Origin of the sequence: Extibacter sp. GGCC_0201 (assembly GCF_017566055.1) — a bacterium.
GTDB lineage: Bacteria > Bacillota > Clostridia > Lachnospirales > Lachnospiraceae > Extibacter.
Window position 1 is genome coordinate 45,345 of the sequence record NZ_JABFCH010000008.1, and the last position, 24,003, is coordinate 69,347.

Consider the following 24,003-nt stretch of genomic DNA (forward strand, 5'->3'; position numbering starts at 1 on the left):
CCTATCCTTTGATTGAAAATAAGTCTCTATAGTCTCTGTACCATTCCTGGGAAACCATGCTTTTGTTCCTGCTGCCGATGGCGAGGTCAATCCTGGCACGTACCGGCTTCCCATCCTCAGCGAACATCTCGTAGACGGCGGACATCTGCTCCAGAAGGCCGTCGAAACACAGCTCGTCCCACTGGAAGACGACCCGCCTCTTTAGCGGGTCTCTTGCAGCTTCCAGAAACCGCTCTGTCTCCTCCTGTACGCTTCCCATCTCCAGGCTCTTGTCAAATATGAGCTTCATCTTCAGCCGGACCTTCATGCCCCGGATGCCCGGTTCCCGCCTTTCTTCCTTCCCCTGCCCTGCCTCGAAGTAAAGCTGTGCCGGGTTAAAAGGTACCTGGAACATCGTGCCGTCTCCGCTGTCCGCCACGTTATCCATGAATTGTATGCAGGCCTTTTCGATCAATTCCGGCACCTCCTTCTCCTATAGTCCCCGCCGCCGTCTTTCATCCTGAAGCTTCTGCTCCAGGCGCCGGTATACCTTCTCCGTCAGCGCCCCCGTCTGCTCCCGCATCTGTCTGCGTACGATATGATGTACCTCTTCCTGGCTCTCCCGAATAATCTCTTTCTTCATCTCATCCAGCCTGTTTGGACGCCGGCTTCGTTCGTCCAGTTCTCTCACAAGCTGCGTTGCGTCGGCAGTCTGTTCCATATTCTTATAGACAAGCTCTGCCTTCTTCATCTGCCGTATGAATGTCCTCTGTGCCAGTTCTTCCTGATAAGTGAGCCCGTTGATCAGCTTCAACGTGATGCGGGGCTGCCCGTCAATCTTCAAGTTCATCTGATGGGAGTATCGTACATCCCCCTCCCGTATCTGCACGACAGGGCAAAGCCTCTCCATATGGGACAGCTTCTTCGGCCTGTCCGTGCATATGCCACGCTCATAGAGACGTGTAATCCTGCTGTTGAATTCTTCTGTTCTGCTCACGGTCCGTCACCTGCTTTCAGCTCCTGATAGCTTATCGTTATCGTCTCCACCAGGATGCCTCCCCTCTCTGCGTCAAGCGCTCCGTAACTTTTCCGGGTCACGACACAGCCTTTGAAGGTAAGCTTCACAGAAGGGCTCTTATCCTTGTCCGAACATTTCCCGACTTCAAGTACAAGGTCATGGTCCAGATGTCCTCCCTCAGGGAAGCAGTCCCTGTATCTGCCCGTCACATAACGTTCAATCTCCAGCGTCGAAGGCTCAGAAGCCGGTTTGGGGCGTATATGCACATAGCCGTTCAGACCGCCCTCCTGTATATATTCCTGCGCACACTCCCGGTGGAATCCATGGATGCTCTTACATGGAACCACTTCCCGGTCAAGCGTCAGCAGAAAGTTCATGTTCATTACCATATCGTTGCTTACCATATCGCTCATGAAAGTTTCCACTCCAGTATGCTTTTCTCTCTTTGGGCAGACAGGCTCTGCCCTCTGTTGACAGCAGATATCTCATCGCACCACCGCCGCCGTTCGGCGTGTCCGAGCGCCATCACTTCTTCCTGGCTCCAGTGGTAATAATATGCGATAAAAGACATCTCCCTGTACAATTCTTCTTCCGGGTAGAGGGTTATCCCTCCCGTGTAAAATTTACAGGCACTTCCTGCGTATGGCCGCAGGACGGACACACGACTTTCATCCGGGGAGGTTCCGCCTCATTGATCTTCTCATACATATCCTGCAGGAAAGCCAGATCTGCTGTAAAAAGCTGTTCGATGACCCCTGCCGTCATAATCTCTACGCCTTCCAGTTCCGTGATGACATAGGACAGAACGACGAGCGTGAGATAAGAGGGATTCGACAACACTCTTGGGTCTCTCGTCGAGCGAATCTCATCACCGGCTGTAGCAAGCCGCATCTTTCCCCTCTTATGTATGCCGCCCTGGGCATCCACATACCCCCTAGGCAGGGTAAATTCATATATCGTCTGCATCTTAAGTTCCTCCTTTCTGTCCGTTTATACCGTAATTGCTATTCGCCTCCGCCGGCTGCGCCGCCTGGCGTGACGAGCTCCTCATAAGCCAGATCTATGGATTCAATGGCTACTTCCTTGCCGGATGCATTCAGGTCAGGGGCCGAATACTTCGTCACCCAGGCGTTCCTTAGCTTCCACGCCGGACGGTCGCCGGCGGACTGCACCGGCTGTGCCGGCGATTCGGTCCTGATATCGATGAGCTCTATCGTCACGTCTTTGCGTTCGAACCCGCTCCTCTGTTCTTTGATACAGTTGTAGATCCATGTGACCAGCCCGTTATCCGTCGTGTATCCCATCTTCATCGTCACGCTGCCGTGCTTCACAAGTCCAGGTATTTTTACCGGCGCAAGGCTCGTGGAATTACCCTGCCGGAATTCTATTTCCTCCACGGTAGCTTCCACTCCACTGATCTCTGTGAAGGCTGCTGTCAGATTCTCCCCGAACGTCACGAGGAAATTCATGTTCGTCAAAGGATAGCTGTATCCTCCGTTTTCTTCTCCTGGCATAATTCTTCTCCTCCTTTACTCTCTCTATGCTCCTGACTCCGCCGTATTCTGTGTTACACGGAATATGACAAACTCTGCCGGGCGTACCGGCGCAATTCCTATATTACAGATAAGCCTGCCGTTCTGGATATCGTCCTGGCTCATGGTGGACGGTCCGATATCTACGAAGAAGCTCTCTCCCGCGGATGCTCCTGCAAGCATGCCGTTTCTCCATAATGTCTCAAGGAAGGAGGAGATGGTTACACGTACCCTGTTCCAGAGCGCCTCATCATTCGGTTCGAAGACAACCCAGTTCGTGTTGGCCTTGATGCTTTCTTCCACATAGATGAAAAGCCTGCGTATATTCACATACTTGAAAGTCGCGTTGCTGCTTGCTGTCCTGGCTCCCCATATTCGTATCCCCTGTCCAGGAAACGCCCGAATCAGGTTCACGCCTGCCGGATTCAATATATCCTGTTCTCCTTTTGAATAGTTGACGCTCAGCCCCGTACAAGAGACCGTCTCGTTAGCTGGTGCCTTGTGTACTCCTCTTGTCGTATCTGTCCTTGCATACACCCCTGCCACCGCACCGGAAGGCGGGAAGTAAGAAGGCTTCTGGCATGAGCGGTCATACGCCTGTATCCACGGATGGTACATGGCCGCATATGTACTGTCGAGCATATCTCTGTATCCGAGCAGCTCCGCCGTATCGGACATGTCTCTTGGCATATCTATGACCGCAAAACGGCTCTTCGTGTTCTCACAGTGATTCACGAGAGATACGACCACCTCCGGGCTTGTAATCCCGGGAACCGCCAGTATGCTTACGACCGGGTTCTCCAGAAATGCCTGGATGCCGGTTCGTTTTCCTGCCTGTTCATTCTTGCCGATGAATGTTCCGTCACCGACCTGTTCCATCGATCCGTCTGACCCACCCTCCAGCGTTATCACTGCCTCTTCGGATCCGGCGAACAGTTCTGCGGGATTGCGGATGCCTTCCGCAGGGGCGCATGTAACACTCACGAGCCGGCTCTTCTCCAGCTTGGACGGCGCATAATTGCCGGACTGTGGATTCATGTTGAGCCCTTCGAACGATTCTGCTTCATCCCCGCAGCGGATATCTGCCTGAAATTCTGACAGATAGAGCACCTTTTCTGGTACAAGGCCGGCATCTACCATATCTTCTTTAAGCTCTTCCTCGAATGTAACTTCTGTCCCCTGGATTGCCGTAATACGGTTATACGTCTCTCCCGCCTTTACAATACAGCCTTCTTCAAATCCAACTGCGGATTTGGCCCGGTATTTTTTATCTCCTGTCTTTTCCAGCAGCTGCATCTTAAATCTTTCATACGACCGGACAGCCATCGTAATCTTGTTGCCCCAGGCCCCCTCATTCTTTGCCGTAACCGTCACGCTCCCTGCCGTCCCTTCTGCGGCCTTCGCATCTTCGGGAATGACACGGGCGATATAGCAGCGTGTGCCGCCATTTGCAAAAAACTGCTCCACCGCGCCTGCAAGATAGCGGTATTCTCCATGCGTGAACTCACTCAAATACCCGCCGTAATTCCTCGTAAAGTCGCCGAAGTCTGTTACAAGTACAGGAGATCCTGCCGTGGGGCCTTTTTCTGCCATGCCGACGAATCCCGCCGTACTTGTGCCGACTCCTTCCATTCCTCTGGGAGAATTGTCGTATTCCTCCACATATACTCCCGGTGATAAATAATCTGCCATCTCTTTACTCTCCTTTCTCTAACAGTGCATCGCATACTTCCGCTGCCTTATCTGCTATATCTTGATCTATAAGAATACAATACCCGGTAGCCGGTATATCGTAGACTTCACACCCGAATTCTTTCTTCACATAATCCTCCGGTATATAGACGGTCCCCTTGAATCCTGCCGCCGCGCCAAGCTTCTCCTCTTCTTCCTCCGGCCCTTTGATAACGGTCGTGTCAAAAGCGGTGAACTTATAATATGTCTTTCTGGAGGCCAGCACGGCCCTCTTCTTATTGTCATTCCATACATAGCGGAACGATGCATAGTCCGCCACCACATCTGCCGGAGCATACCCGGTACCGGCCGTACCGGATAGCTTTGGAAACGCGTAGGCTTCTTCTTCCTGGGCGTACGCTTTCACTTTTCCCTCAAGCAGGTTCTTAAGCCCGCTTCCTGACGTCTGTTCCAGGAACATGGAAAGGCCCATTACTGCTGCCGTCTTATCTTTACCTGCCGCCTCTTCCATCACCTGCACTGCCTCCTCTTCTCCCAGCTCCTGGCCGAGTACGGATATGTTGTCCGCCAGTATCCCCTCAATATCTTCGATCAGCCCGTCGTAGATGTCCGTTTCGTCCATATATTTTCTGGAGGACATCTTCTCATACAGGCTCTCCAGGCTGCTTCCGGCGAGCGCCGGGTTCGTGCCGCACAGCGCTCCTATGCCCTCCACTGCCTCCGTAAGCCGTGCCATTCCGTCTTCTCCTTCGCCAAGCGCCTCCCGGGCTGCCTCTGACATCTCTTCTATTTTTCTGGATGCGGAGCCATCATCGACATTTGCGCCAAGGACTGAGATTTGATTATCCAGTTTTTGGATTGCATTTGCAAGCTTTGTTTTTTCTTCCTCTGTCTTTGCGTCGTCACGCTCTTTCTCCAGTTTCGTCTTCTGTCTCGTAAGCGAAGCCGCTTCCTTCTCGATGGCATCCTCCTTGTCCTTGATCTCTCTGGACGTCACATCGATAAGCGCTTCCAGCCGCTTGGCCTCGGTCAGGTTCTCCTCATCCAGAGCCATCATCCTGTCCTGCCAAAGCTTTGCCTTCTTGTCATACAGCCCGGCCAGCTCATTGTCAGACGCAGGGGCGCCGCCTTCCCGTGATGAAAGTTCATTTTTGTAATAGGCCAGTTCATTATTCCTGACTTCTGTGGAATCCTCAGCATAAGCAGCCTCCGCTGCCGGAATGAGCTTTTCTTTTAGAAATTGTGCCTCCTTCTCCGGATACACGCTTATCCCTTCCATGATATGCGACAGTGTCGTCATATTCTCAAGGATATCATCCTTCGGCTCCTCGATGTACTGCCGGATAAGGTCTGACTCTATGGCGGTCATGACCGTCAGCGGCCGCTCCTCTTCCTCTGACGGCTCATCTGGTTCATCCGGTTCCCCGCCCGGCTCGTCGGGTATGTCTGTCTTCGAATCGATGTCCAGCATATTTCCTGCCGTCTCTGTTATGCTGTCATTCAGCTGTGCCGCCGCGTCAGAGAGTGCATCCACATAACCCGCATCAGCGCTGTCAGCTGCATCTATGAGCTTCCTGACTTGTGTTTCTACTTTCTGATATACTTCGTGCCGCCTCAAGTCGTCCACCTTGCCCATCGCTTTATCCAGCATATCCAGCCACTCTGCATCCGCCCCTGCGGTCTTAAGCCTGATATATTCTTTGTTCAGCATATCCAGTCCCTTATCACACCACGTTGTAATCTTGTCTTTAGTCTTTGTCCCGAATACTTCCCCGCCCTTTCCGCTCAGCTTTTTTTCATTCGCAAGTGCAGAAAGCTCCTTCATACCCTCCAGGTCATAGGGGGAATTGATATCGTAGACATTTACCATCTTGTTATCCTTCAGCTTGTACGTATAGCCGTCGGATTTTGTATGGTGCGTGAAGTACAGTTCCTTTATCTTCGACTTGTCGGTTTCTTTTCCCTTATCACTGATATCTTTTATGGAGCCGGCATCATCGATAGCGTACCATCTTCCTTCACCAATCTCCGACTTATAATACATCGCAGTCTGTCCGGACTCTTCTGACGACTGGATTGCTGTCTCATAGAGCTTATCAGTAAGTGCCCCAAGATATATCAGGTGCGTACCTATGATAAGCGTGGACTCCTCTATCTTGTCCGGGTCTATGTGCACAGCGTCGTCTTCCCAAAAGGCGGCGCCGCTCCTTTTCGGGAACTGCCACGCAAGCAGCCCTGCGGTAATGAGAAGGACTGCAAGGACTGCCGCTATTATCCGTCTCTTTATCCTCATCCGTCATTCCTCCTGTATGGTAACTTCCAGTGTATCAGGATTAAGCGAACCGACATACAGCTCCTTCTTGTCCGCATCATACAGCTTTATCCGCAGATTCTTCTGGTCTCTGGCGGCCAAGGCCAGATAGCAGAACGGCTGGTCTGCCCGGACAAGCGCTTTGTCATAGATGGCCTGTCCGTCATTGCCGGCCACCTGATAATATGCGATTCCTTCCCCTGTCACGGGCGTAAACTTAAATTCCGCCATGCCTGTAGACGCACGGTATGTATAGGTATAATCCGCCACCTTTTTTCTCTTCTCCCTTGCCTTCGCTTCGTACGCCCCTTTTATATCAAGCGGTCCCTGCATAACCATGGGGTCAATCTCACATTCATCCACGAACGCGTCCTTATTATAAAATCGGATGGCGGCTCTTCGAACGTCATCCAGAGTAAGCGCAAGATGCTTCAGCGGCTCTTCGATCTTCGTCCTTGCCCCGATCTGAGTTCCGTCAACCCAGAGCTCATAGTCCGTCACCTTAATCTGGTACCCGTCCGGTATGCGGACGCCAAGCTGAAACATATTGTCTTCAATCCTGGATTCCAGGGTATAAAAAGCGCCCTTTCCCTCTTCCTGGACGAGATAGCTGTCACCCGTTCCTGATGCATTTACAGACAGGCTGCCCTCCCGGAGATACTTTGTTATCCCTCCACACGTCAGACGGTCGAAGGAATAGAGCTGGCTGCTGTAGTCTGCCATGGAATCCAGCATCTGTATCTGGCACTCTTCATACTCATCCTGCTGTGCGCTCAGTTCCTCGAAAGACAGCTTTCCCTGCTTGTTCAAGGCTGCCTGCTTCTCTAGCTTCATCTCCATATCCGCTACGGTCTCCTGTAGGGCATCCAAAGCGTTTCCTGCCGTAACGAGCGCCTCGAACTGATCTGACACTGCCTCTTCTATCTCCTTTTGCCTTTGATCTTGTTCCAGTTTCAGATCCACATATTCCAGTGTCTGCGTATATGCGGCATAAGGATCGTCTTCTATATATCTCACTCCGTCAAGCGCGCCTTTGAACCATTCTTTTGGTATCTTGATGAACAATATCCTGATATGCCCCTGCCAGCGGCTGTCCAGGGCATATAAGAACTGGTCGTATGCCGTCTTGAAAGCGTCGGTATCAATCTTCTGCCCCTGACGCGCCTGATTGATATAAGGCTGGATATAGGACATATATTTGCCGTATCTGCTCTTCAGAAGCCGTTCATTCAGTTCCAGGCTCACGAGGCCTGCCCGGGTACCTAGCTTTGCCTCATAATATCCCTGGTCGTGGGCAAGCGTATGTTCGGTCAGCTCTCCTGCCATGCTGCGCTTCAGCTTTCCCTTTACATACGGATTCTCAAATCGGAATCCCCACGAAAGGTCGAGGCCTATCGCTGTGCCAAGCTTTTTCTTGGCAGTCTCGTACTGCCGCGTCAGGAGGCAGACATCCGTTGTCAGTTTCTTCACCTGTGCCTGAATCTTATCCACGTCGGCCTGGGCGCCTTCCCCCGTCTTTACCCTCCACATGTTCCTTTCAAGCGTCTCATTTAAGCTGTCCAGCCTCTGTCCGGTAAATGTGATTTTTTCTTGAGCGCAGTATGCGGCCACATAGAGGTTAGACACTTTCTCATCCACGCTGTATGTTACATCGTCAAACTGATGCATAAGCGAAGACAATTGTGTCTGTATCTGCACAGGCTTATATAGCCAGTCATACAGCGTCGCCATATCAGGCTTTTCAGGAAACTTAAAATTCAACAGCGGAGACCAGCGGAAGGTCAGCATGTTCTTCTGTTTCAACGCAATGGACTTTACGGCTTCCGTATATTTTATTTTCTGCAGATTTATCTTACTCTTTACTTTTGCATATTCCGTGCTGCTTAAATATGCCAGCTTTTTCGCCTGTTCAAGCGTCAGTACCTTCTGTCCGGCTTCGGCTGTCCCTGCAGAACCGGTAAATATTCCTGCACATATACAGGCAGAACAGAGCAAGCACAGGCACTTCTTCCATCCACTCTTTCTCATCTGGCTCCTTTTCCTGCCCGGTCATCCTTCTCAATCAGATACAGGCCAAATCCGCTGTTCTTCGCATAACTGAAGAACGTATACCGGAAGCCATCTTTTTCGAACGTATAGATATAGCATTCTATATTACGGGTGTAGCCGGTTACTTTCCTGGCATCTGCAAGTTCCCCTTCCGTCTCGATGGCAATCTCAATGCCGTACTTCTTTTTCACCGGTACGGCAAGCTGCTGCATCGCCGCCGCGTCTTCAAACTGGAGTATCGTCTCTCCTTCGTACTGCAGCGTCTCAAAATATTCCTTCAGCTCTTTTACTGTCCTGAGCTTAACATCTTCTGCCGCAAACGCTTCTGACATGACATAGACTCCTGTCGTCTCCCACAGGCCGTCGACACTGTCTTCACCGCTTCGGGCACTGTAGAGCGCATGTATCTCCGGCATGGCCACACATACCGCATCATCCATCTCATATAAAATCTGTTGTCCGGTATACCTTTCCGCCACCTTTTCGGTCGCCGTCCCCGCCAGCTCTTCATACGCAATCTCGTTATTGCGGAAATTGCCTGCATATATCAGCTCTTCGCCAGCGTTATAGAGCTTCCCTCTGCCCTGCCTCACGCCGTAGTCAAATGCACCAGCATATTCCTTCGTCCCATTGGCCCGGTAGAGCGTCCCTTTGCCGTGGTATTTATTACCGGAGAACTGCCCTTTGTACAGGACGCTCCCCTCCTTCGTATATAAAGTGCCGTTCCCCTGTGCCGCTCCTCTGTCCACATGTCCGATATATGCAGTATATCCCGACTTTGCCAGCACTTCCGCTTCTCCCTTATAGAACTTGAGCGGCAGTGAATTATAGCGGAAGACCGGAACCCCTTTTTCTGCACCTCCCAGGGATACCGGAAATGACTGAAAGATGCACCACAGGCTTGCCACGCAAACGACGATGGTAATCAGGAACGCCAGCCTCTTGCTCACAAGCCAGAAACCGATACGGTAATAGTCCTGTTCATCCCTTGGGGTCAAATCAATTCCTTTTTTCGTACGCCTTCTCCTCCCTCTTACTTAAGCAGCGATTCTGTGCCAATCTTTCTGACTGCGGCAGAAAACGCCCGCAGAAGTGGAATGTCACCGAACATAAGCTGTGAAGCGACGAGGATGACGGCCACTGCCACGAGTACCACCGTAACCATCAGCAGAATTCTGAACAGCTTGTCTTTCGTGTTCTGTTCCGGATATGGAATCCTGCCCCAGACAAGGCTCAGCCTCTTCCTTCCGTCAATAAGCTTTATATCATGAGCCAGTTCCGCGAAGCTGTTATATGCGTTCCGCTTCCGCTTCTTACGTATAAGTGCGAGGCACGACCTTTCCTCCTTCTTGCCATGGAGTTCCATAAGCTCTGTCAGCAGGTCCGCGGCAAGCCCTGCACAGTCCTTTTCCGCTTTATCGATATCCAGATCATCAAGCAGTATGTAATACGTAAAGTACATGCTGCCGTCCTGACGTATATTGATACACCTCTCTCTAAGAAGCAGGTACAGCAGAGGGTATGGTACGGCCGCATTCACGCATGCCTGGACGATGTTCTCGTAGATTCCGCGCCGCTCCTCCCATGTATACAGGCCCCCCTGGTAGAACCTTCCAAGCGGCCTCGGCTCCTCATATGCAAGCAGGACGCACAATCGCTCGCCGTCCATGCCGCACTCTGCAAAGGGTAATGCTCCCTGCATATCCATCAACATCCTTGCCGTCTTATGTTTCTTGACTTCCCACAGGGTATGCCACTCATCGCTTTCACTATCTGTACACACGCAGACCGTGTTTACTCTGCCCTCCTTCAAAGTCCCTATCTTCTTTAGGCTCATTCCTTTCCTCCCACAACCGCATACACATAAGTACATACTTTCTTATATTCTCTGCAGCATATCCGTATCTCGTATATGCCGCATCTGGCAGGTGCTGTGTATATACCGTCAGGTCCAACTTCTCCGCCGCCTTCATCCATCAGCTCATACGTAAGGGTACAAGGTTCCATATTCTTGAATCTGACGGAAAAATAATGCTTTTCTCCGGGGGGCAGCCTGACAGTTGGTGTATCCGGTATAATCTGCATGGCTTTGTTCTCCTCCCCTTGCTCTGGCCTTGCTGGAATCCGCACCGCCGTCCACCTGAGGGGAAGTACAATCGTATTCTGCTCTCCCGTAAGCCTTGCGGCTACCTGGAAGCTTCCTCTTGACTCGTATACCTTCACTGACGTCTGGGCCGATATGCCGCGCGCGGATCCGCCTTCAAAGAGCCCGGATTCTCCATAGATGACGGTATCTCCTGTGCTGCCTCTGCCGGCACCGTCTCCTACGTTCAAGATACCGACGTCCACATATACGGGACCGGGACCAAGCCCATGGAGCACTTCTTCTGAACAGTATACTTTTCCTTTTTTCTGCTTCAGCCCCAACGGTATCTCCAATGTCCCTCCCCGGACCAGGACCGGTTCTTCCTGAACCGGGACCACCTCTTCTTCCCGCCTCTGTGCATATGCAGGCTGCACAATATCTCTTCCGTCATAGGAAAAGCAGTCCAGATACTCACTGCATATGTCTTCTGTCTGGGGCAGCGGTATATACCGTTTGACATCTGATTCCTCCACCTCTTCCAGTATATGGTCATGCACTGCGTCTGCGATGGCAATCCTGGCAAGGCAGACGGCTGTTTCACCCGTTCCCTGTGACTTCTCCTCCAGATTTCTGCGTCCTACATTCCACCTAACAAGCTCAAGCGGCGCGCGCTCGGTAAGCTGCAGCGCCAATTCAGGCTTCGGTTGGCACTTTGCCTCATCCCCGTCAAGGAATATGCCGGACGCCTCTTCATCCCACAAGATACTGGTAGTGCCATATTCGACCTCGTTCGTATACAGCCAGTAATCCTGCCTTTTCGTTTCCCCGCTTTGCAGTACGACCTCCTCCTGCCTGATCCAAAGCTCCTGGGCTCCGTCCGCCGTAAGGAATGCAGGCAGCCTGAGACGCCCTTTGACAGTGACTGCCCCTTCGCTGCCGGACAGGTTTTTTATATGCAAAGTGAGCCTTACGTGACGACCTTTGCACACGACAGCCGGCATCTTTAGGCTTACTTTATAATCGGATCCGTCAAGGAGCACCATCTCTGCAAAAAACTCCTCTGTCTCCCCCTTCTTCTCTTCTTCCGGGCAATCTGCCAGAAAGAATTCATAAGTCTCCCGTATCCTGTTGTCTTCATATTCTTCCTGTTCTGCTCTTCTGTTCACGACACAGACAGGCTGTACGGCCTCCTCCTTGTGCTTAAGGTACAGCATTGCCGTAGATTTTGTCAGACTGTCATATCCTTCAAACGCAGCCAGCTTCTTCACCGTTTCTCCCGGAACGACGATATCTCTGCCGGCACCGTCGACCGCCGCCCCGCTTTCTATCAGCAGCGTCCGTTCGTCCAATGCACGGACACCGAGGCCGCACAGGACACCTGTTCCAAGAACCAGCTGGTTCAGGAACATCCTTCTGGAGTCATGGTATCTCTGTTCTGCCTGAAAGTCTGCCGATGTCAGCATCTTTCCATAATAGTATCTGTTCTTTTCGAATGGATACGGCCGGTCACTCATCCTCTCTCCCCCTGTAACTTCTGTAATTATAAAGCCTGAGGCGCTTTTTTACCTCAGGTGACAGACGCTGTGCATAGGTACAATATATACTGTCATTGAAATAAAGAATCCGGTTCTTCGTATCTACCTTTTCAACCAGATCCAGATTTACAAGTGTGGACGCTTTTGTCCGAAACAAATATGGAGCGAACTCCTCCTGCAGCGGCGTAATATCTGCGCGTATCTTGCCCACCCCGTTTTTATAGACAATCTCGCAGTAATGAGTGGATTTAATCGTCTCGATATAGTAGATATCGGACAACATTACTTTCCTCCAGATATGCTCGCTGTCTTGAATGTAGATGTACTCCTTGTCTTCCGTAATGATTCACTCCTTTGGTCCACTTACATTGAGAAAAACTGTATTACATATAAATTACTACAGAAAGTCCAGCCATGTTTATAAAATTCATATTTTGTCGTTTTTTGTCATATTATGGTGGGGATAGTAAAGTGGACGCCAATGGGAAGGTATGGGGCAGATGCTCCGATGCGTACGGGAACTCCGACTATCACGCAGATTTTCCTGTAATCTTACATGACTTACAAAAAGACCTCCGGGGAAAGAAATTTTCAAGATTTCTTTCCCCGGAGGTCTTTTCAAGCAATTCACGTTCTTCATGTCTTTTTAATCGCCGGGCGGGCTAATCGGAGCCTCGGACACATCGGAGCAGATGTCATCCGGCTTCCGCCCGGCGTCCACTTTATCACTCCTGACTAATCCTCCAGCCCGTGTTCTACAATTGCCGTCATAGCCTTGAGTGCCTCTTCTTCCCCTTCTCCTTCGCACATAAGCTCAATCTCATCACCTTCTTTGACACATGCTCCGAGAATGCTCAGGATGCTCTTTGCATTTGCCGTCGTGTTCCTTATCTGGAACATCACTTTACATTCATACTTAAGAGCCTCGTTGCAGAATATTCCTGCCGGCCTCAGATGCAGTCCTGTCGGGTTGGTAATCTTTACCTTCTGGCTAACCATAATATCCTCCTATTCCTTGTCCTCCAGTACAACTTTCACTTTGATGCTCTGCTCAAGTGAACAGCTGGCCGGAAATTGTATATTGACCGGTATCTCATATGTTCCTGCTTCTTTATAGTTTTTCAAGTCTATGCCCGCTGTGATATCCACGCCTGTTTCAAGCTTATCCAGAATTTCTCTCGGTCCGCGTATCTGAATCTCTATATTCTCCGCCATTGCGTATGTCAGCTTCAGGTCTTCCGACAGATTGTTGACTGTTATAGAGCCGAGCGGCAGCTCAAAAGATTTCGCACCGTTCTTTTCCACGCTGATGGATACGACTATGGAACCGGCATTTTCGTCTGCCAGATTGATATTATCCGGAAGGTACAGGGTGATATCGACTATCTTTTCGGTCTTTTCACTTACATCAGACACCTCCAGCGCACTTGCAGGAATCTGGATGCTCGTAATCTCCTCCAGTGCGTCTGCCTCCCCTGATATCTGTATCTCCTGAGGTTCATAAGTAATCTCGGAAAATGAGTAGCCGTCTGCAGCAGATATCCCAGAAGTGTCAAATTCGAGCCCAACCTTCTTCGTGTGCAGCAGCTGTATGCTGACTCCTACTCCTTTGCTGCCCAGGTTATTTGTGAGCAGTGACTGGTCTATCTCGTTGTTGTCTTCATCGTACAGTGTCAGCTGGGACTTCAGCACCGCATCAGACGACATGCCCGATACATCGACTTCCGCTGCCACTCTGCTGATTTTGCTTATGACAGATTCCGGTCCTCTTATGAATACGGACTCCGGATCTGACGCTATCTCTCCGAGCACATAGCCGTCTCTTACCGTGCCGGTCGTCATCGGAGTAATCGGGAATTTCTTGCCCTGCTCCTTCTCAAGCTTCACCTGCAGATTCCTCGGCGTGGCATAGGCGCTGCTGTATCGCCCCTCGTATCCATTTACCGTGATATCTATCGGAATCTGGGTCTTCAACGTCAATTCCTTCATATCAGCCGTAGCAAGGATGTCCTCCGCCTTGATTTCATTCAGCAGCTTCCTCTTTCCAACCACGGTTACGCTCACCGTCTGGGTCCCGTCTACAATCTGATAGGTCTGCGGATTCTTAGGATCCGCCGTCAATACTTCCTCATTGGTCACGGTTACCGGTATATTGGTAAATGTCTTGTCAACAACCGGATTGTCGATATTAACCACTATGAGCCACAATAGCAGTGCCGCAAAGAAGGCTAATATCTTGAGACCAATATTATTCATCAGTCTTCTCTTCATGGCTGTGCCTTCCTTTCCACATTGCTATTAATTTGTTCGTATCCGTCTTTTTATTCTGGATAGCGGCAAGCTTATCCCTAAGCTCCTCACGGCTGATATTCCGGTACAGCTGTCCGCCCGAAGCCACGGATACTGCGCCGGTCTCCTCGGAAACCGCTATAACGAGCGCATCGCTGACCTCGCTCATGCCCACTGCCGCCCGGTGCCTCGTCCCCAGATCTTTGCTGAGTCCCATATTGTCAGAAAGCGGCAGATAGCATGTGGCAGAGACAATCCGGTCTCCCCGGACGATGATGGCCCCGTCATGCAGCGGCGTATTATGTTCAAATATATTAATGAGCATCTGCCTGGACACGATACAGTCCAGACGGATGCCGGTACTTTCATATTCTGTCAGGCGGATGGCCTGCTCAACAACTATCAACGCTCCTGTTTTGACGGCTCCCATGCTGTAAGCCGCATCAATCATGCTGTCCATCGTCTCTTCACTGAACCTTACCCGCTCCCGGTTCGTCTCAAAGGGCACGACGGACGTAAGAAATTTCCGTTCTCCCAATTTCTCGAGCGCCCGGCGCAGCTCCGGCTGGAATACGACGATAGCCGCCGTTGCCATGACCGTAACCGAATTTCTTGCCACAAACAGAATCGTGTGCATCTTAAATATGGCAGCAACAAGAATAAAAACAGCAAGCACGATGATTCCCTTCAGAAGCATCCACGCTTTTGTATTCTTGATCCATATCATTATCTGATAAATCAGAAAAGTCAGAATCATCACTTCGATGATATCTGTCAGATGTATCTCTGGAAAATAGACGTCCACGATACTCAGATAACGTTCCATCATTTGTGTAATCCGCTGTTCCATCTTGTCACCTCCTTCTTAACTATCCATACTTCCCCACCATATTATTCTTTATCCAGGTTCAGATCTTTTTTCATGCTCTGTGTCAGCAGAATCTGTTCCGTGTTGCCTATCACGCGGCCCTTTGCAGAAGGCCCTCTCTTAGGAGCAGGTTTTTTCCTGTCCGCTGCCGGTGCTTTTGGGGCTGCTTCTTTACCGGAATGCGCCCTTTTTGATTCGGCTCCGCCGCGTCTCGCCTTCCTTCTTACTTCTTCCGTATCTATAATCTCTGTCTCCTGTCGTTCATTGATGCGCTTTACCGTCTTTTCAGGCGTGGCCACAGATATCTTCGGAATCGCCTTCACGAAATAATAGTATTCGTCATCCTCATACTGCAGGTTCTCGCTTCTGGCATAATCTACCGAGAAGAAGAAAAATTCCAGCACGAGTCCGATTATGACCGCGGCTATACTTCCCACTATCAGAGTTCCATATGAAGTATGTACTCCAAGAGCAATATCCCCTGCCGCTATGACGACTACGTCTGCGACAGCTCCTGCCACGACCGCTATCTTCCAGGCATGGTCCATGGACTGCCTGCGAAGCGTGTATACGACAAAGAAGCAGATGATGAATGCTACGATTACTATCCACATCTCTTTGCTTTGAAATACCTGTTTGGCATATGCGCTGATCTGTGTCATGAGCCCTTTGGCTCCGCTGCCTTCTATGACTGCCGCCGTACTCTTTACATATTTCAGCATATAGAATACGACCGTACCGCAAGCAACTGCCACAAGAGATACCGGGGCGCTCACAAGGCCGAAAGCTACCGGAATGACATATGGTATCTTAAAGGCGAACGCAATCGGCGTAAGCAGCACGATCAGCGTCATCTTCGGTGTCAGGCGGAAATAGAAGATATACATGACGAGAAATACAATTGCTGTCACTGCAAGCGTTGCAAGTGAAACAGAAAATGTATGTGCCAGTATAAGAACCGTAGCGGCGATGACTATCATGACCATGGGAAGAAATGTACATATGACCGCCAGAGCGACCGTAGCGGCCGGTGATGCTGCCATCTTCATAAATCCTATGTTATGATTGATCAGATAAAATGTTACAAGTGCAAGAACAAACTGGATTGCCTTATCTATAATCTTAGAATTTCTGGCATACACTTCCTGCAGCCGTCCCCGAAGTACGAATAAACTTTCCATTTACTTATTCTCCTTTTCATACATCTTAAGCAGTCTCGTCAGATTATGATTATACTTCTTAACACGCTGTCTTGCTTTCTTATGCCTCAGATTATAAAGGTGGCTCGTTATGACCGCATAAGCAATGACCAGTACGATATATCCTATAATCACGGCCAGGCCCAGCGTGAGTATCAGACCATTGGACATCTTGGCCATCAGGTTCTCCATGCCGGCCAGAAAAATGAGTGCGAGCGCGCATACATAACCGACCGTCACCCATAGGATGGAGCAGATCGTATGCATCCCCGCATAATCCTTTCTATAGTATTCACTTATCTTAAAATCCTGCTTCCCCTGCGTCTGTTCATAGAAGGCAAGCTGAGTCATCAGTTTTATTCTCCGCTCATCTAACATAATCCACCTCAAATTCCTGTCACATATAATTAAACATCATTTTTAGTATAACAAATATCAGTATCCTTGTCCAATACTTATAGTCAAAAAATAGACATTTTGAACTCCGGACTTTTTCAGTATTTCGGCAGCCGCATCTATCGTATTTCCTGTCGTATAGATATCATCGACAAGCAGGATGGACGGAACCGGTACGAATCTTTCTGTGACTGCGAAAGCTCCCTGCATATTCCGCTTCCTCTCCCTGCTGCCAAGCAGCTTCTGCGGACTAGAGCTGCGTATCCTGGCCAGCCCCTTGCTGTCCACGCGGATGTCCGTCAGCTTCCCGAGGCAGTCTGCCAGCACTTCTGCCTGGTTATACCCTCTCTTGCGTCTTCTGGCCGGATGTAACGGGATGGGAACGATTAGATACGGATTACATGCTCGTATAAATGTATTGCAGCACTCTGTCATTTTGTTAGCATAGTAGCTTCCATAATTTCTCTGATTCTGGTATTTAAACCGATAGATAGAATTGCTGACAGGTGATTTATGCAGCCATATGCTTCTACCCCTGTCATAATGATGATATGTATGCGAACAGTCGCGGCAATATTCCTCTTCTGCCCGCCGGACAGGTTTGCCGCACTGCATGCATCTTGGTTCTTTCACTTCCAGCCGCTTCACTGCAGCCAGACAGGCCGGACATGCGCCGCCTCTCCACACCTTTCCACAGAAAGGGCATGTATCCGGCCAGAAAAGCGACAGCACTTTTACATCTCTCATTTTAATTCCTGGATTCGTTCCGCCAGACTCGTATTCCGGTTCTGCTCATTCGTGTTCTGAATCATCTCCCTGAATACCGTGTCACTCCCCACAAGTGTTACGCATTGTCTCGCCCTCGTCACCGCCGTATATAGAAGGTTCCTGTGATACAGCTGTCTTGGCCCCTGCAGCAGCGGTATCACTACCGCGGGGTACTCGCTTCCCTGAGACTTGTGTATAGTAATAGCATATGCAAGTTCCAGCTCGTCTAATAAGCTAAAAGGATACTTTACTACTCTGTGTTCATCGTATTCTACCGATATAGTTTCTTCATATGTATTGATATCCTTTATAATACCCATGTCACCATTGAATATCCCAAGCCCTTTATCTATCGTCATCCCATATTTTGTAGACACTTCCCATTCAAGCTGGTAATTGTTCTTAATCTGCATCACCTTGTCCCCGGTGCGGAATATCCGGTCTCCATATTCCTTTTCCTTCTTGGACTCTGCCGCAGGGTTTAAGTATTCCTGCAGAATCCGGTTCAGACGTTCCACTCCAAGCAGGCCTTTGCGCATCGGAGTGAGCACCTGGATATCATAAGGCTTTGCGTCCACATATTTAGGAAGCTTCTTCTGTATGAGCTGTATGAGCACGCTGATAATAACATTCGCATCCTGCCTTTTCAGAAAGAAGAAATCCCGGCTTTTGTTGTCGAGCATGACCTCTTCCCCTCTGTTGATCTTATGGGCATTGACTACGATATCGCTTTCCCCCGCCTGGCGGAAGATCTTCGTAAGCATGACGACCGGAAAGCACTGTGCGTCAATGATATCCTTCAGCACGCTTCCGGGACCTACGGATGGCAGCTGGTTTCTGTCGCCGACAAGCACAAGCCTGGTCCCCGGACTTACAGCATAAAGCAGGGCCGCCATAAGAGGCAGATCCACCATTGACATCTCGTCTATAATGACCACGTCCGCCTCCAGCGGATTCTCCTCATTCCGCAGGAAGCCTGTCTTTCCTTCTTCTTCCGGATTCCCGTTTACTTCCAGAAGACGGTGTACCGTCTGTGCCTCATATCCTGTGGCTTCTGTCATACGCTTGGCTGCTCTCCCTGTCGGTGCAGCCAGGAAAATATCCATTCCTTCACTTTCAAAGAAATGTATCATCGCGTTGATGGTCGTGGTCTTACCAGTTCCCGGCCCTCCGGTCAGCACGGTGATACCGTGTGCGGCAGCTTCCATGACCGCATTCCGCTGCATATCATCGAGCAGAAGCTGCGTGTTCTCTTCAATGGCATGAAGCCTGTGTCTCAGAACACTTTCCGACAAATCAAAGGTAATATTCAGATCATGCAGCATTCTTGCAACGTTCAGCTCCATATAATAATAGTGTGACGCATATACACGTACACCGTCCTCAGCGCCCTTCATGATAATCTTCTTCTCCATCGCCAGATCCATGAGATACTTCTCGACGTGCTTTATCTCTACGCCGAGCAGCTGCCCTGAACGGTACAGGAGGACTTCCTGGAGCAGGTAGATATGGCCCTCGTTGATGCTCTGAAGAAGGGTATAGAAAATACCGCTGCGTATGCGGTAGTCAGAATCGGTATGAATTCCAACCTTAGCCGCAATCTCATCAGCGGTTTTAAAGCCCACCCCAGATACATGGTCCGCAATCTGGTATGGGTTCTCTTCTATTACCCTGTATACGTTCTGTCCGTAATGCTGGTAGATCTTTGCAGCCAGGGCCGTGGATATCCCATACTTCTGGAGGAATATCATGGCCTGGCGCATGTCCTTCTTCTCTTCTACCTGAAGCGCAATCTCTCTCGCCTTGCGCTCGCTGATTCCTTTGACTTCCGCAAGCCGTTCCGGCTCTTCTTCTATAATGCGGAACGTATCTTCCTTGAACCGTCTCACAATGCGTCCCGCCAGTGCCGCCCCGAGCCCCTTTACAGCTCCTGATCCGAGATAACGCTCTATCGATACCAGGTCTTCCGGCTCGCACACTTCCGAGGATTCTACAGAAAACTGCATACCGTACAGCTTATGCGTCGTGTAACCGCCGCTGAGGTTCAGAAGCTCCCCTTCCTCAATAAACAGGAAGTTGCCGACGCACGTCAGCTCCCCGCCTTCATTGTTCAGGTTAAATACCGTGTAGCCATTGTCTTCGTTCCGGTACACGATGTGTTCTACATATCCTTTTATCGTTTCCATCAAATATCTTTTCGCCCACTCATAAATTCGACGAACTGGCCTGTCCCAATCGCGACCACTTTCATCGGATCTTCCGCTGTCATCGTGTTGATTCCTGTCTTTTCCTCGATAAGCTCTTCCAGTCCGCGCAGCATGGCTCCGCCCCCGGTCAGTACGATGCCCCGGTCCAGAATGTCGGCAGACAGTTCCGGCGGAGTCCGCTCCAGCACGCCTATGACAGCTTCCACTATCTGTCCCGTAGTCTCTCTGAGCGCCTCTTCCGTCTCAGAAGAGGTAACCGTGACCGTCTTCGGAAGCCCCGTCACCAGATTCCTGCCTCTGACTTCTATCGCCTCATCCTCAATCAAAGGGTAGGTCGTTCCAATCTTAATCTTTATATCTTCAGCAGTACGCTCTCCAATCAACAGATTATGCTTCTTGCGCATATACCGGACGATTGCCTCGTCAAAGTCATCCCCCGCTATCTTGATAGAAGTATTCACTACTGTCCCGCCAAGAGAAATCACAGCAATATCAGCAGTTCCGCCGCCGATATCCACAATCATGTTCCCGCACGGCTTGGATATGTCTATTCCCGCGCCGATAGCCGCCGCTACCGGTTCTTCAATAAGGTTTACTTCCCTTGCCCCTGCCGCGTATGTCGCTTCTTCTACCGCTTTCTTCTCTACCTCTGTCACGCCGCTCGGCACGCAGATGCTGATACGCGGCTTTTTGAACGTGCGTTTTCCCATCGCCTTCTGGACAAAATACTTGATCATCTTCTCTGTCACCGTGTAATCAGAGATAACGCCCTGCCTGAGCGGCCGGATAGCCACTATATTGCCCGGCGTCCTGCCGAGCATAAGACGGGCCTCTTCTCCTATCGCCTTGATTGCATTCGTATCCCTGTCAAATGCGACGACGGAGGGCTCCTTCAGTATTACGCCCTTGCCCTTCACATATACGAGGATACTGGCAGTCCCTAAATCGATTCCAATATCTACTGACATTCTTCTTCCCCTTTCATTATGCTATCTATATGATTATCATTTGTTTATCATCCACAGCACGCATCTGGATAATCCTGGGAACGTGCATGTATCATTATAATCAAATTTTCAAAAAATGGAAACCCCTTTTTCCTTAATTATTTGTGAATCAATGCGTAAGACCAGGAACTGCAGGCGTTTTTCTAATAATATGCAACAATCGGGCCGGATTTATGCATCATTTGTTTTGCGGAGCATGGCATCGATATATTTCCCTGTATATGAGACAGGATTCGCAGCAATCTCTTCCGGCGTGCCTTCGGCGATTACCGTCCCTCCTTTGTCCCCTCCTTCAGGTCCGATATCAATGATATAGTCAGCCGTCTTAATCACATCCAGATTATGCTCGATGACGATGACCGTATTGCCGTCAGACGCCAGACGTCTCAGAATCTCGGTCAGCTTATGCACGTCTGCAAAATGGAGGCCTGTCGTTGGTTCATCCAGGATGTATACCGTCTTTCCTGTGCTCCGCTTGCTGAGTTCCGTCGCGAGCTTAATACGCTGCGCCTCACCGCCGGAGAGCTGCGTGGACGGCTGGCCGAGGCGGATATAAGACAGTCCGACATCATAAAGCGTTTCCATCTTTCTGCGAATGCTGGGCACATTCTCAAAAAATTCCAGTGCTTCTTCCACTGTCATGTCCAGCACATCATATATGCTCTTTCCTTTATACTTTACATCCAATGTCTCTCTGTTGTAGCGTTTTCCCCCGCACACCTCACAGGGGACGTATACATCCGGAAGGAAGTGCATCTCAATCTTGATGATGCCGTCTCCGCTGCACGCTTCGCAGCGGCCTCCTTTTACATTGAAGCTGAACCTTCCCTTTTTATATCCTTTGGCCTTTGCATCCGGCGTCGCCGCAAATAAGTCCCGTATCAGGTCAAACACTCCTGTATAAGTAGCGGGGTTGGATCGGGGTGTCCTGCCTATCGGGGACTGGTCGATATCTATCACTTTGTCGAGCTGGTCGATGCCTTCGATATCTTTGTGTCTGCCGGGTATGGTCCTGGCACGGTTCAAATCCCTCGCCAGCCGCTTGTACAGAATCTCGTTGATAAGCGAGCTCTTGCCGGAACCGGACACTCCGGTCACACACGTCATGATTCCAAGCGGTATCTTCACATCGATATTCTTCAGGTTATTCTCTCTTGCCCCTTTGATTTTCAGCCATCCTGACGGCTTGGCTCTTCTGTCCGGGACAGGGATTGCCAGCCTGCCGCTCAGATATGCGCCGGTAATAGAATCTTCCTTCATCATAATCTCTTCTGCCGTGCCCTGGGCCACGACAGCCCCACCGTGTTCTCCGGCGCCCGGTCCGATATCCACGATATTGTCCGCCTCGCGCATCGTGTCCTCGTCATGCTCGACCACGATGACAGAATTCCCAAGATCTCTCAGATGCTTCAGCGTATGCAGCAGCTTGTCATTATCCCGCTGGTGCAGCCCTATGCTCGGTTCATCCAGTATATACGCCACGCCGACAAGACCGGAGCCAATCTGGGTCGCCAGACGGATACGCTGAGCTTCCCCGCCTGACAGGGAACCTGTCGCTCTGGACAAAGTCAGGTAATCCAGTCCTACATCCATGAGGAATTTGATTCTCGCTTTTATCTCTTTTAGTATCTGTCCGCCGATAAGCATCTGCTGCTTATTCAGTTTCAGACTGTCCAGGAATTTCTGAAGCCTTCCTATAGAAAGGGCGGTCACTTCCGCTATGTTCCTGCCGCCTATCGTAACAGCGAGCGCACCTGGCTTCAATCGCTGTCCGCCACACTCATGACACGGCGTGATGCGCATGAAAGTCTCGTATTCCGCCTTGGATGATTCGGAACCCGTCTCCCTGTAACGCCGCTCCACATTTTTGATCAGGCCTTCAAACGCCACATCGTATACACCTTCGCCGCGCTGCCCCTTGTAGTGTACCTTAACTTCTTTTCCGCCGGTGCCGTAGATGAGGACATCGTGTATCTTCTTCGGATACTTCTTAAACGGTGTTTCCAGCGAGAATTTGTACGTATCTGCCAGGGCGTCAAGTATTGCCCTCGTGAAGCTTCCCTTGTCCGTGCATGACTGCCATCCCATAACCGCGATTGCCCCTTCGGCTATGCTCAGATTCTTGTCAGGAATCATCAGGTCCTCATCGAACTCCATCTTATAGCCGAGGCCGAGACATTCCGGGCAGGCCCCGAACGGATTGTTGAACGAGAAGCTTCTCGGCTCAATCTCATCTATGCTGATACCGCAGTCCGGACAGGAAAAGCTCTGGCTGAAGTTCATCGGCTCTCCGCCGATGACGTCCACGACGAGAAGCCCTTCCGCCAGTGCCAGGACGCTCTCCACGGAATCCGTCAGCCGCTTCTCGATGCCTTCCTTCACGACAAGGCGGTCCACGATAATCTCGATATTATGTTTGATATTCTTATCCAGGACGATATCCTCAGACAGCTCATACAGATTACCGTCAATGCGTACGCGGACATATCCGCTTCGCTTCGCCCGTTCCAGAAGCTTCTCATGTCTCCCTTTTCTCCCTCTGACAACCGGAGCCAGGAGCTGTATCTTCGTACCGGAAGGAAGCTCCAGAATCTGGTCTACCATCTGGTCTACCGTCTGCTTCCTGATCTCCTTCCCGCACTGCGGACAGTGAGGCGTTCCCACACGCGCATACAGCAGCCGGAAATAGTCATAGATTTCCGTCACGGTGCCCACCGTAGATCTCGGATTACGGTTCGTAGACTTCTGGTCGATAGAAATCGCCGGCGAAAGCCCCTCGATGCTCTCCACATCCGGCTTCTCCATCTGCCCGAGGAACTGCCTCGCATAAGAAGACAGCGATTCCATGTACCGTCTCTGCCCTTCCGCATAAATCGTATCAAACGCCAGGGAAGACTTCCCAGAACCGCTAAGGCCGGTCAGGACGACCAGCTCGTTCCTGGGAATATCCAAATCGATATTTTTCAGATTATGCTCATTGGCGCCTCGTATCTTGATATATTGTTTCTCATCTGATTTGTTCTGCATCATACATTCCTTTCCGTCAATTTCCATAGGGGTCAGACCC

General features: G+C 50.4%; 22 protein-coding genes. All 22 read right to left on the reverse strand.

Annotated features, from left to right (window positions below; genetic code table 11):
• Position 1: 1 nt before the first annotated feature.
• The 22 genes from HJV72_RS07245 to uvrA all read right to left on the reverse strand — a co-directional run bounded on the left by HJV72_RS07245 (position 2) and on the right by uvrA (position 23,990).
• Entirely contained in the window at positions 2-463 is a 462-nt protein-coding gene (locus tag HJV72_RS07245; protein WP_208069914.1) for a CIS tube protein, read from the reverse strand.
• 9 nt (positions 464-472) lie between these two features.
• Positions 473-976, reverse strand: coding sequence for a hypothetical protein (locus tag HJV72_RS07250; RefSeq protein ID WP_208069915.1), 504 nt, complete (start codon positions 974-976; stop codon positions 473-475).
• The gene (locus HJV72_RS07255) at positions 973-1,410 is read right to left on the reverse strand and encodes a hypothetical protein (protein WP_208069917.1); all 438 of its coding nucleotides are present in this window, start codon (positions 1,408-1,410) and stop codon (positions 973-975) included. Before HJV72_RS07255 ends, HJV72_RS07250 begins: the two co-directional genes overlap by 4 nt.
• Positions 1,407-1,580: a DUF6760 family protein gene (locus tag HJV72_RS07260; RefSeq protein ID WP_208070056.1), complete on the reverse strand. Its 174-nt coding sequence runs from the start codon at positions 1,578-1,580 to the stop codon at positions 1,407-1,409. Before HJV72_RS07260 ends, HJV72_RS07255 begins: the two co-directional genes overlap by 4 nt.
• Before the next feature lie 20 nt (positions 1,581-1,600).
• Complete coding sequence (locus HJV72_RS07265; RefSeq protein WP_208069919.1) at positions 1,601-1,963, reverse strand: phage tail assembly protein; 363 nt, start codon at positions 1,961-1,963, stop codon at positions 1,601-1,603.
• 38 nt (positions 1,964-2,001) lie between these two features.
• A complete protein-coding gene (locus HJV72_RS07270) occupies positions 2,002-2,511 on the reverse strand; it encodes a phage tail protein (RefSeq protein WP_208069921.1) in 510 nt (169 codons plus the stop codon).
• Positions 2,512-2,535: 24 nt separating this feature from the next.
• Positions 2,536-4,221, reverse strand: a complete 1,686-nt coding sequence (locus tag HJV72_RS07275) for a phage tail sheath family protein (RefSeq protein ID WP_208069923.1) — start codon at positions 4,219-4,221, stop codon at positions 2,536-2,538.
• A 4-nt stretch (positions 4,222-4,225) separates the two neighbouring features.
• Positions 4,226-6,514 (reverse strand): stalk domain-containing protein, encoded by a 2,289-nt coding sequence (locus HJV72_RS07280; protein WP_208069925.1) that lies wholly within the window; start codon positions 6,512-6,514, stop codon positions 4,226-4,228.
• Positions 6,515-6,517: 3 nt separating this feature from the next.
• Positions 6,518-8,560, reverse strand: coding sequence for a TolC family protein (locus HJV72_RS07285; protein WP_208069927.1), 2,043 nt, complete (start codon positions 8,558-8,560; stop codon positions 6,518-6,520).
• On the reverse strand, positions 8,557-9,579 hold the full coding sequence (locus HJV72_RS07290) for a hypothetical protein (protein WP_208069929.1): 1,023 nt from the start codon (positions 9,577-9,579) through the stop codon (positions 8,557-8,559). Before HJV72_RS07290 ends, HJV72_RS07285 begins: the two co-directional genes overlap by 4 nt.
• A gap of 35 nt (positions 9,580-9,614) precedes the next feature.
• Positions 9,615-10,418: a hypothetical protein gene (locus HJV72_RS07295; protein ID WP_208069931.1), complete on the reverse strand. Its 804-nt coding sequence runs from the start codon at positions 10,416-10,418 to the stop codon at positions 9,615-9,617.
• The gene (locus tag HJV72_RS07300) at positions 10,415-12,181 is read right to left on the reverse strand and encodes a hypothetical protein (RefSeq protein ID WP_208069934.1); all 1,767 of its coding nucleotides are present in this window, start codon (positions 12,179-12,181) and stop codon (positions 10,415-10,417) included. The genes HJV72_RS07295 and HJV72_RS07300 overlap by 4 nt, the downstream gene beginning before the upstream one ends.
• Positions 12,174-12,485 carry a LytTR family transcriptional regulator DNA-binding domain-containing protein gene (locus HJV72_RS07305; RefSeq protein ID WP_227185743.1) on the reverse strand — a complete coding sequence of 104 codons (312 nt, stop codon included), beginning with the start codon at positions 12,483-12,485 and terminating at the stop codon, positions 12,174-12,176. The genes HJV72_RS07300 and HJV72_RS07305 overlap by 8 nt, the downstream gene beginning before the upstream one ends.
• Positions 12,486-12,937: 452 nt before the next feature.
• Positions 12,938-13,201 (reverse strand): HPr family phosphocarrier protein, encoded by a 264-nt coding sequence (locus HJV72_RS07310; protein ID WP_208069936.1) that lies wholly within the window; start codon positions 13,199-13,201, stop codon positions 12,938-12,940.
• 9 nt (positions 13,202-13,210) lie between these two features.
• Entirely contained in the window at positions 13,211-14,473 is a 1,263-nt protein-coding gene (locus HJV72_RS07315) for a CdaR family protein (protein ID WP_208069938.1), read from the reverse strand.
• Positions 14,451-15,341 carry a diadenylate cyclase CdaA gene (gene cdaA, locus HJV72_RS07320; RefSeq protein ID WP_208069939.1) on the reverse strand — a complete coding sequence of 297 codons (891 nt, stop codon included), beginning with the start codon at positions 15,339-15,341 and terminating at the stop codon, positions 14,451-14,453. Before cdaA ends, HJV72_RS07315 begins: the two co-directional genes overlap by 23 nt.
• 41 nt (positions 15,342-15,382) lie before the next feature.
• Positions 15,383-16,540 carry a hypothetical protein gene (locus HJV72_RS07325; RefSeq protein WP_208069941.1) on the reverse strand — a complete coding sequence of 386 codons (1,158 nt, stop codon included), beginning with the start codon at positions 16,538-16,540 and terminating at the stop codon, positions 15,383-15,385.
• The gene (locus tag HJV72_RS07330) at positions 16,541-16,936 is read right to left on the reverse strand and encodes a hypothetical protein (RefSeq protein ID WP_208069943.1); all 396 of its coding nucleotides are present in this window, start codon (positions 16,934-16,936) and stop codon (positions 16,541-16,543) included. It abuts the gene before it with no gap.
• A 57-nt stretch (positions 16,937-16,993) separates the two neighbouring features.
• The gene (locus HJV72_RS07335) at positions 16,994-17,701 is read right to left on the reverse strand and encodes a ComF family protein (RefSeq protein WP_208069945.1); all 708 of its coding nucleotides are present in this window, start codon (positions 17,699-17,701) and stop codon (positions 16,994-16,996) included.
• Positions 17,698-19,908, reverse strand: a complete 2,211-nt coding sequence (gene recD2, locus HJV72_RS07340; RefSeq protein WP_208069947.1) for an SF1B family DNA helicase RecD2 — start codon at positions 19,906-19,908, stop codon at positions 17,698-17,700. Before recD2 ends, HJV72_RS07335 begins: the two co-directional genes overlap by 4 nt.
• Complete coding sequence (locus HJV72_RS07345; protein ID WP_049729390.1) at positions 19,908-20,897, reverse strand: rod shape-determining protein; 990 nt, start codon at positions 20,895-20,897, stop codon at positions 19,908-19,910. Before HJV72_RS07345 ends, recD2 begins: the two co-directional genes overlap by 1 nt.
• Before the next feature lie 210 nt (positions 20,898-21,107).
• Positions 21,108-23,990, reverse strand: coding sequence for an excinuclease ABC subunit UvrA (gene uvrA, locus HJV72_RS07350; RefSeq protein WP_330618864.1), 2,883 nt, complete (start codon positions 23,988-23,990; stop codon positions 21,108-21,110).
• Positions 23,991-24,003: the final 13 nt, after the last annotated feature.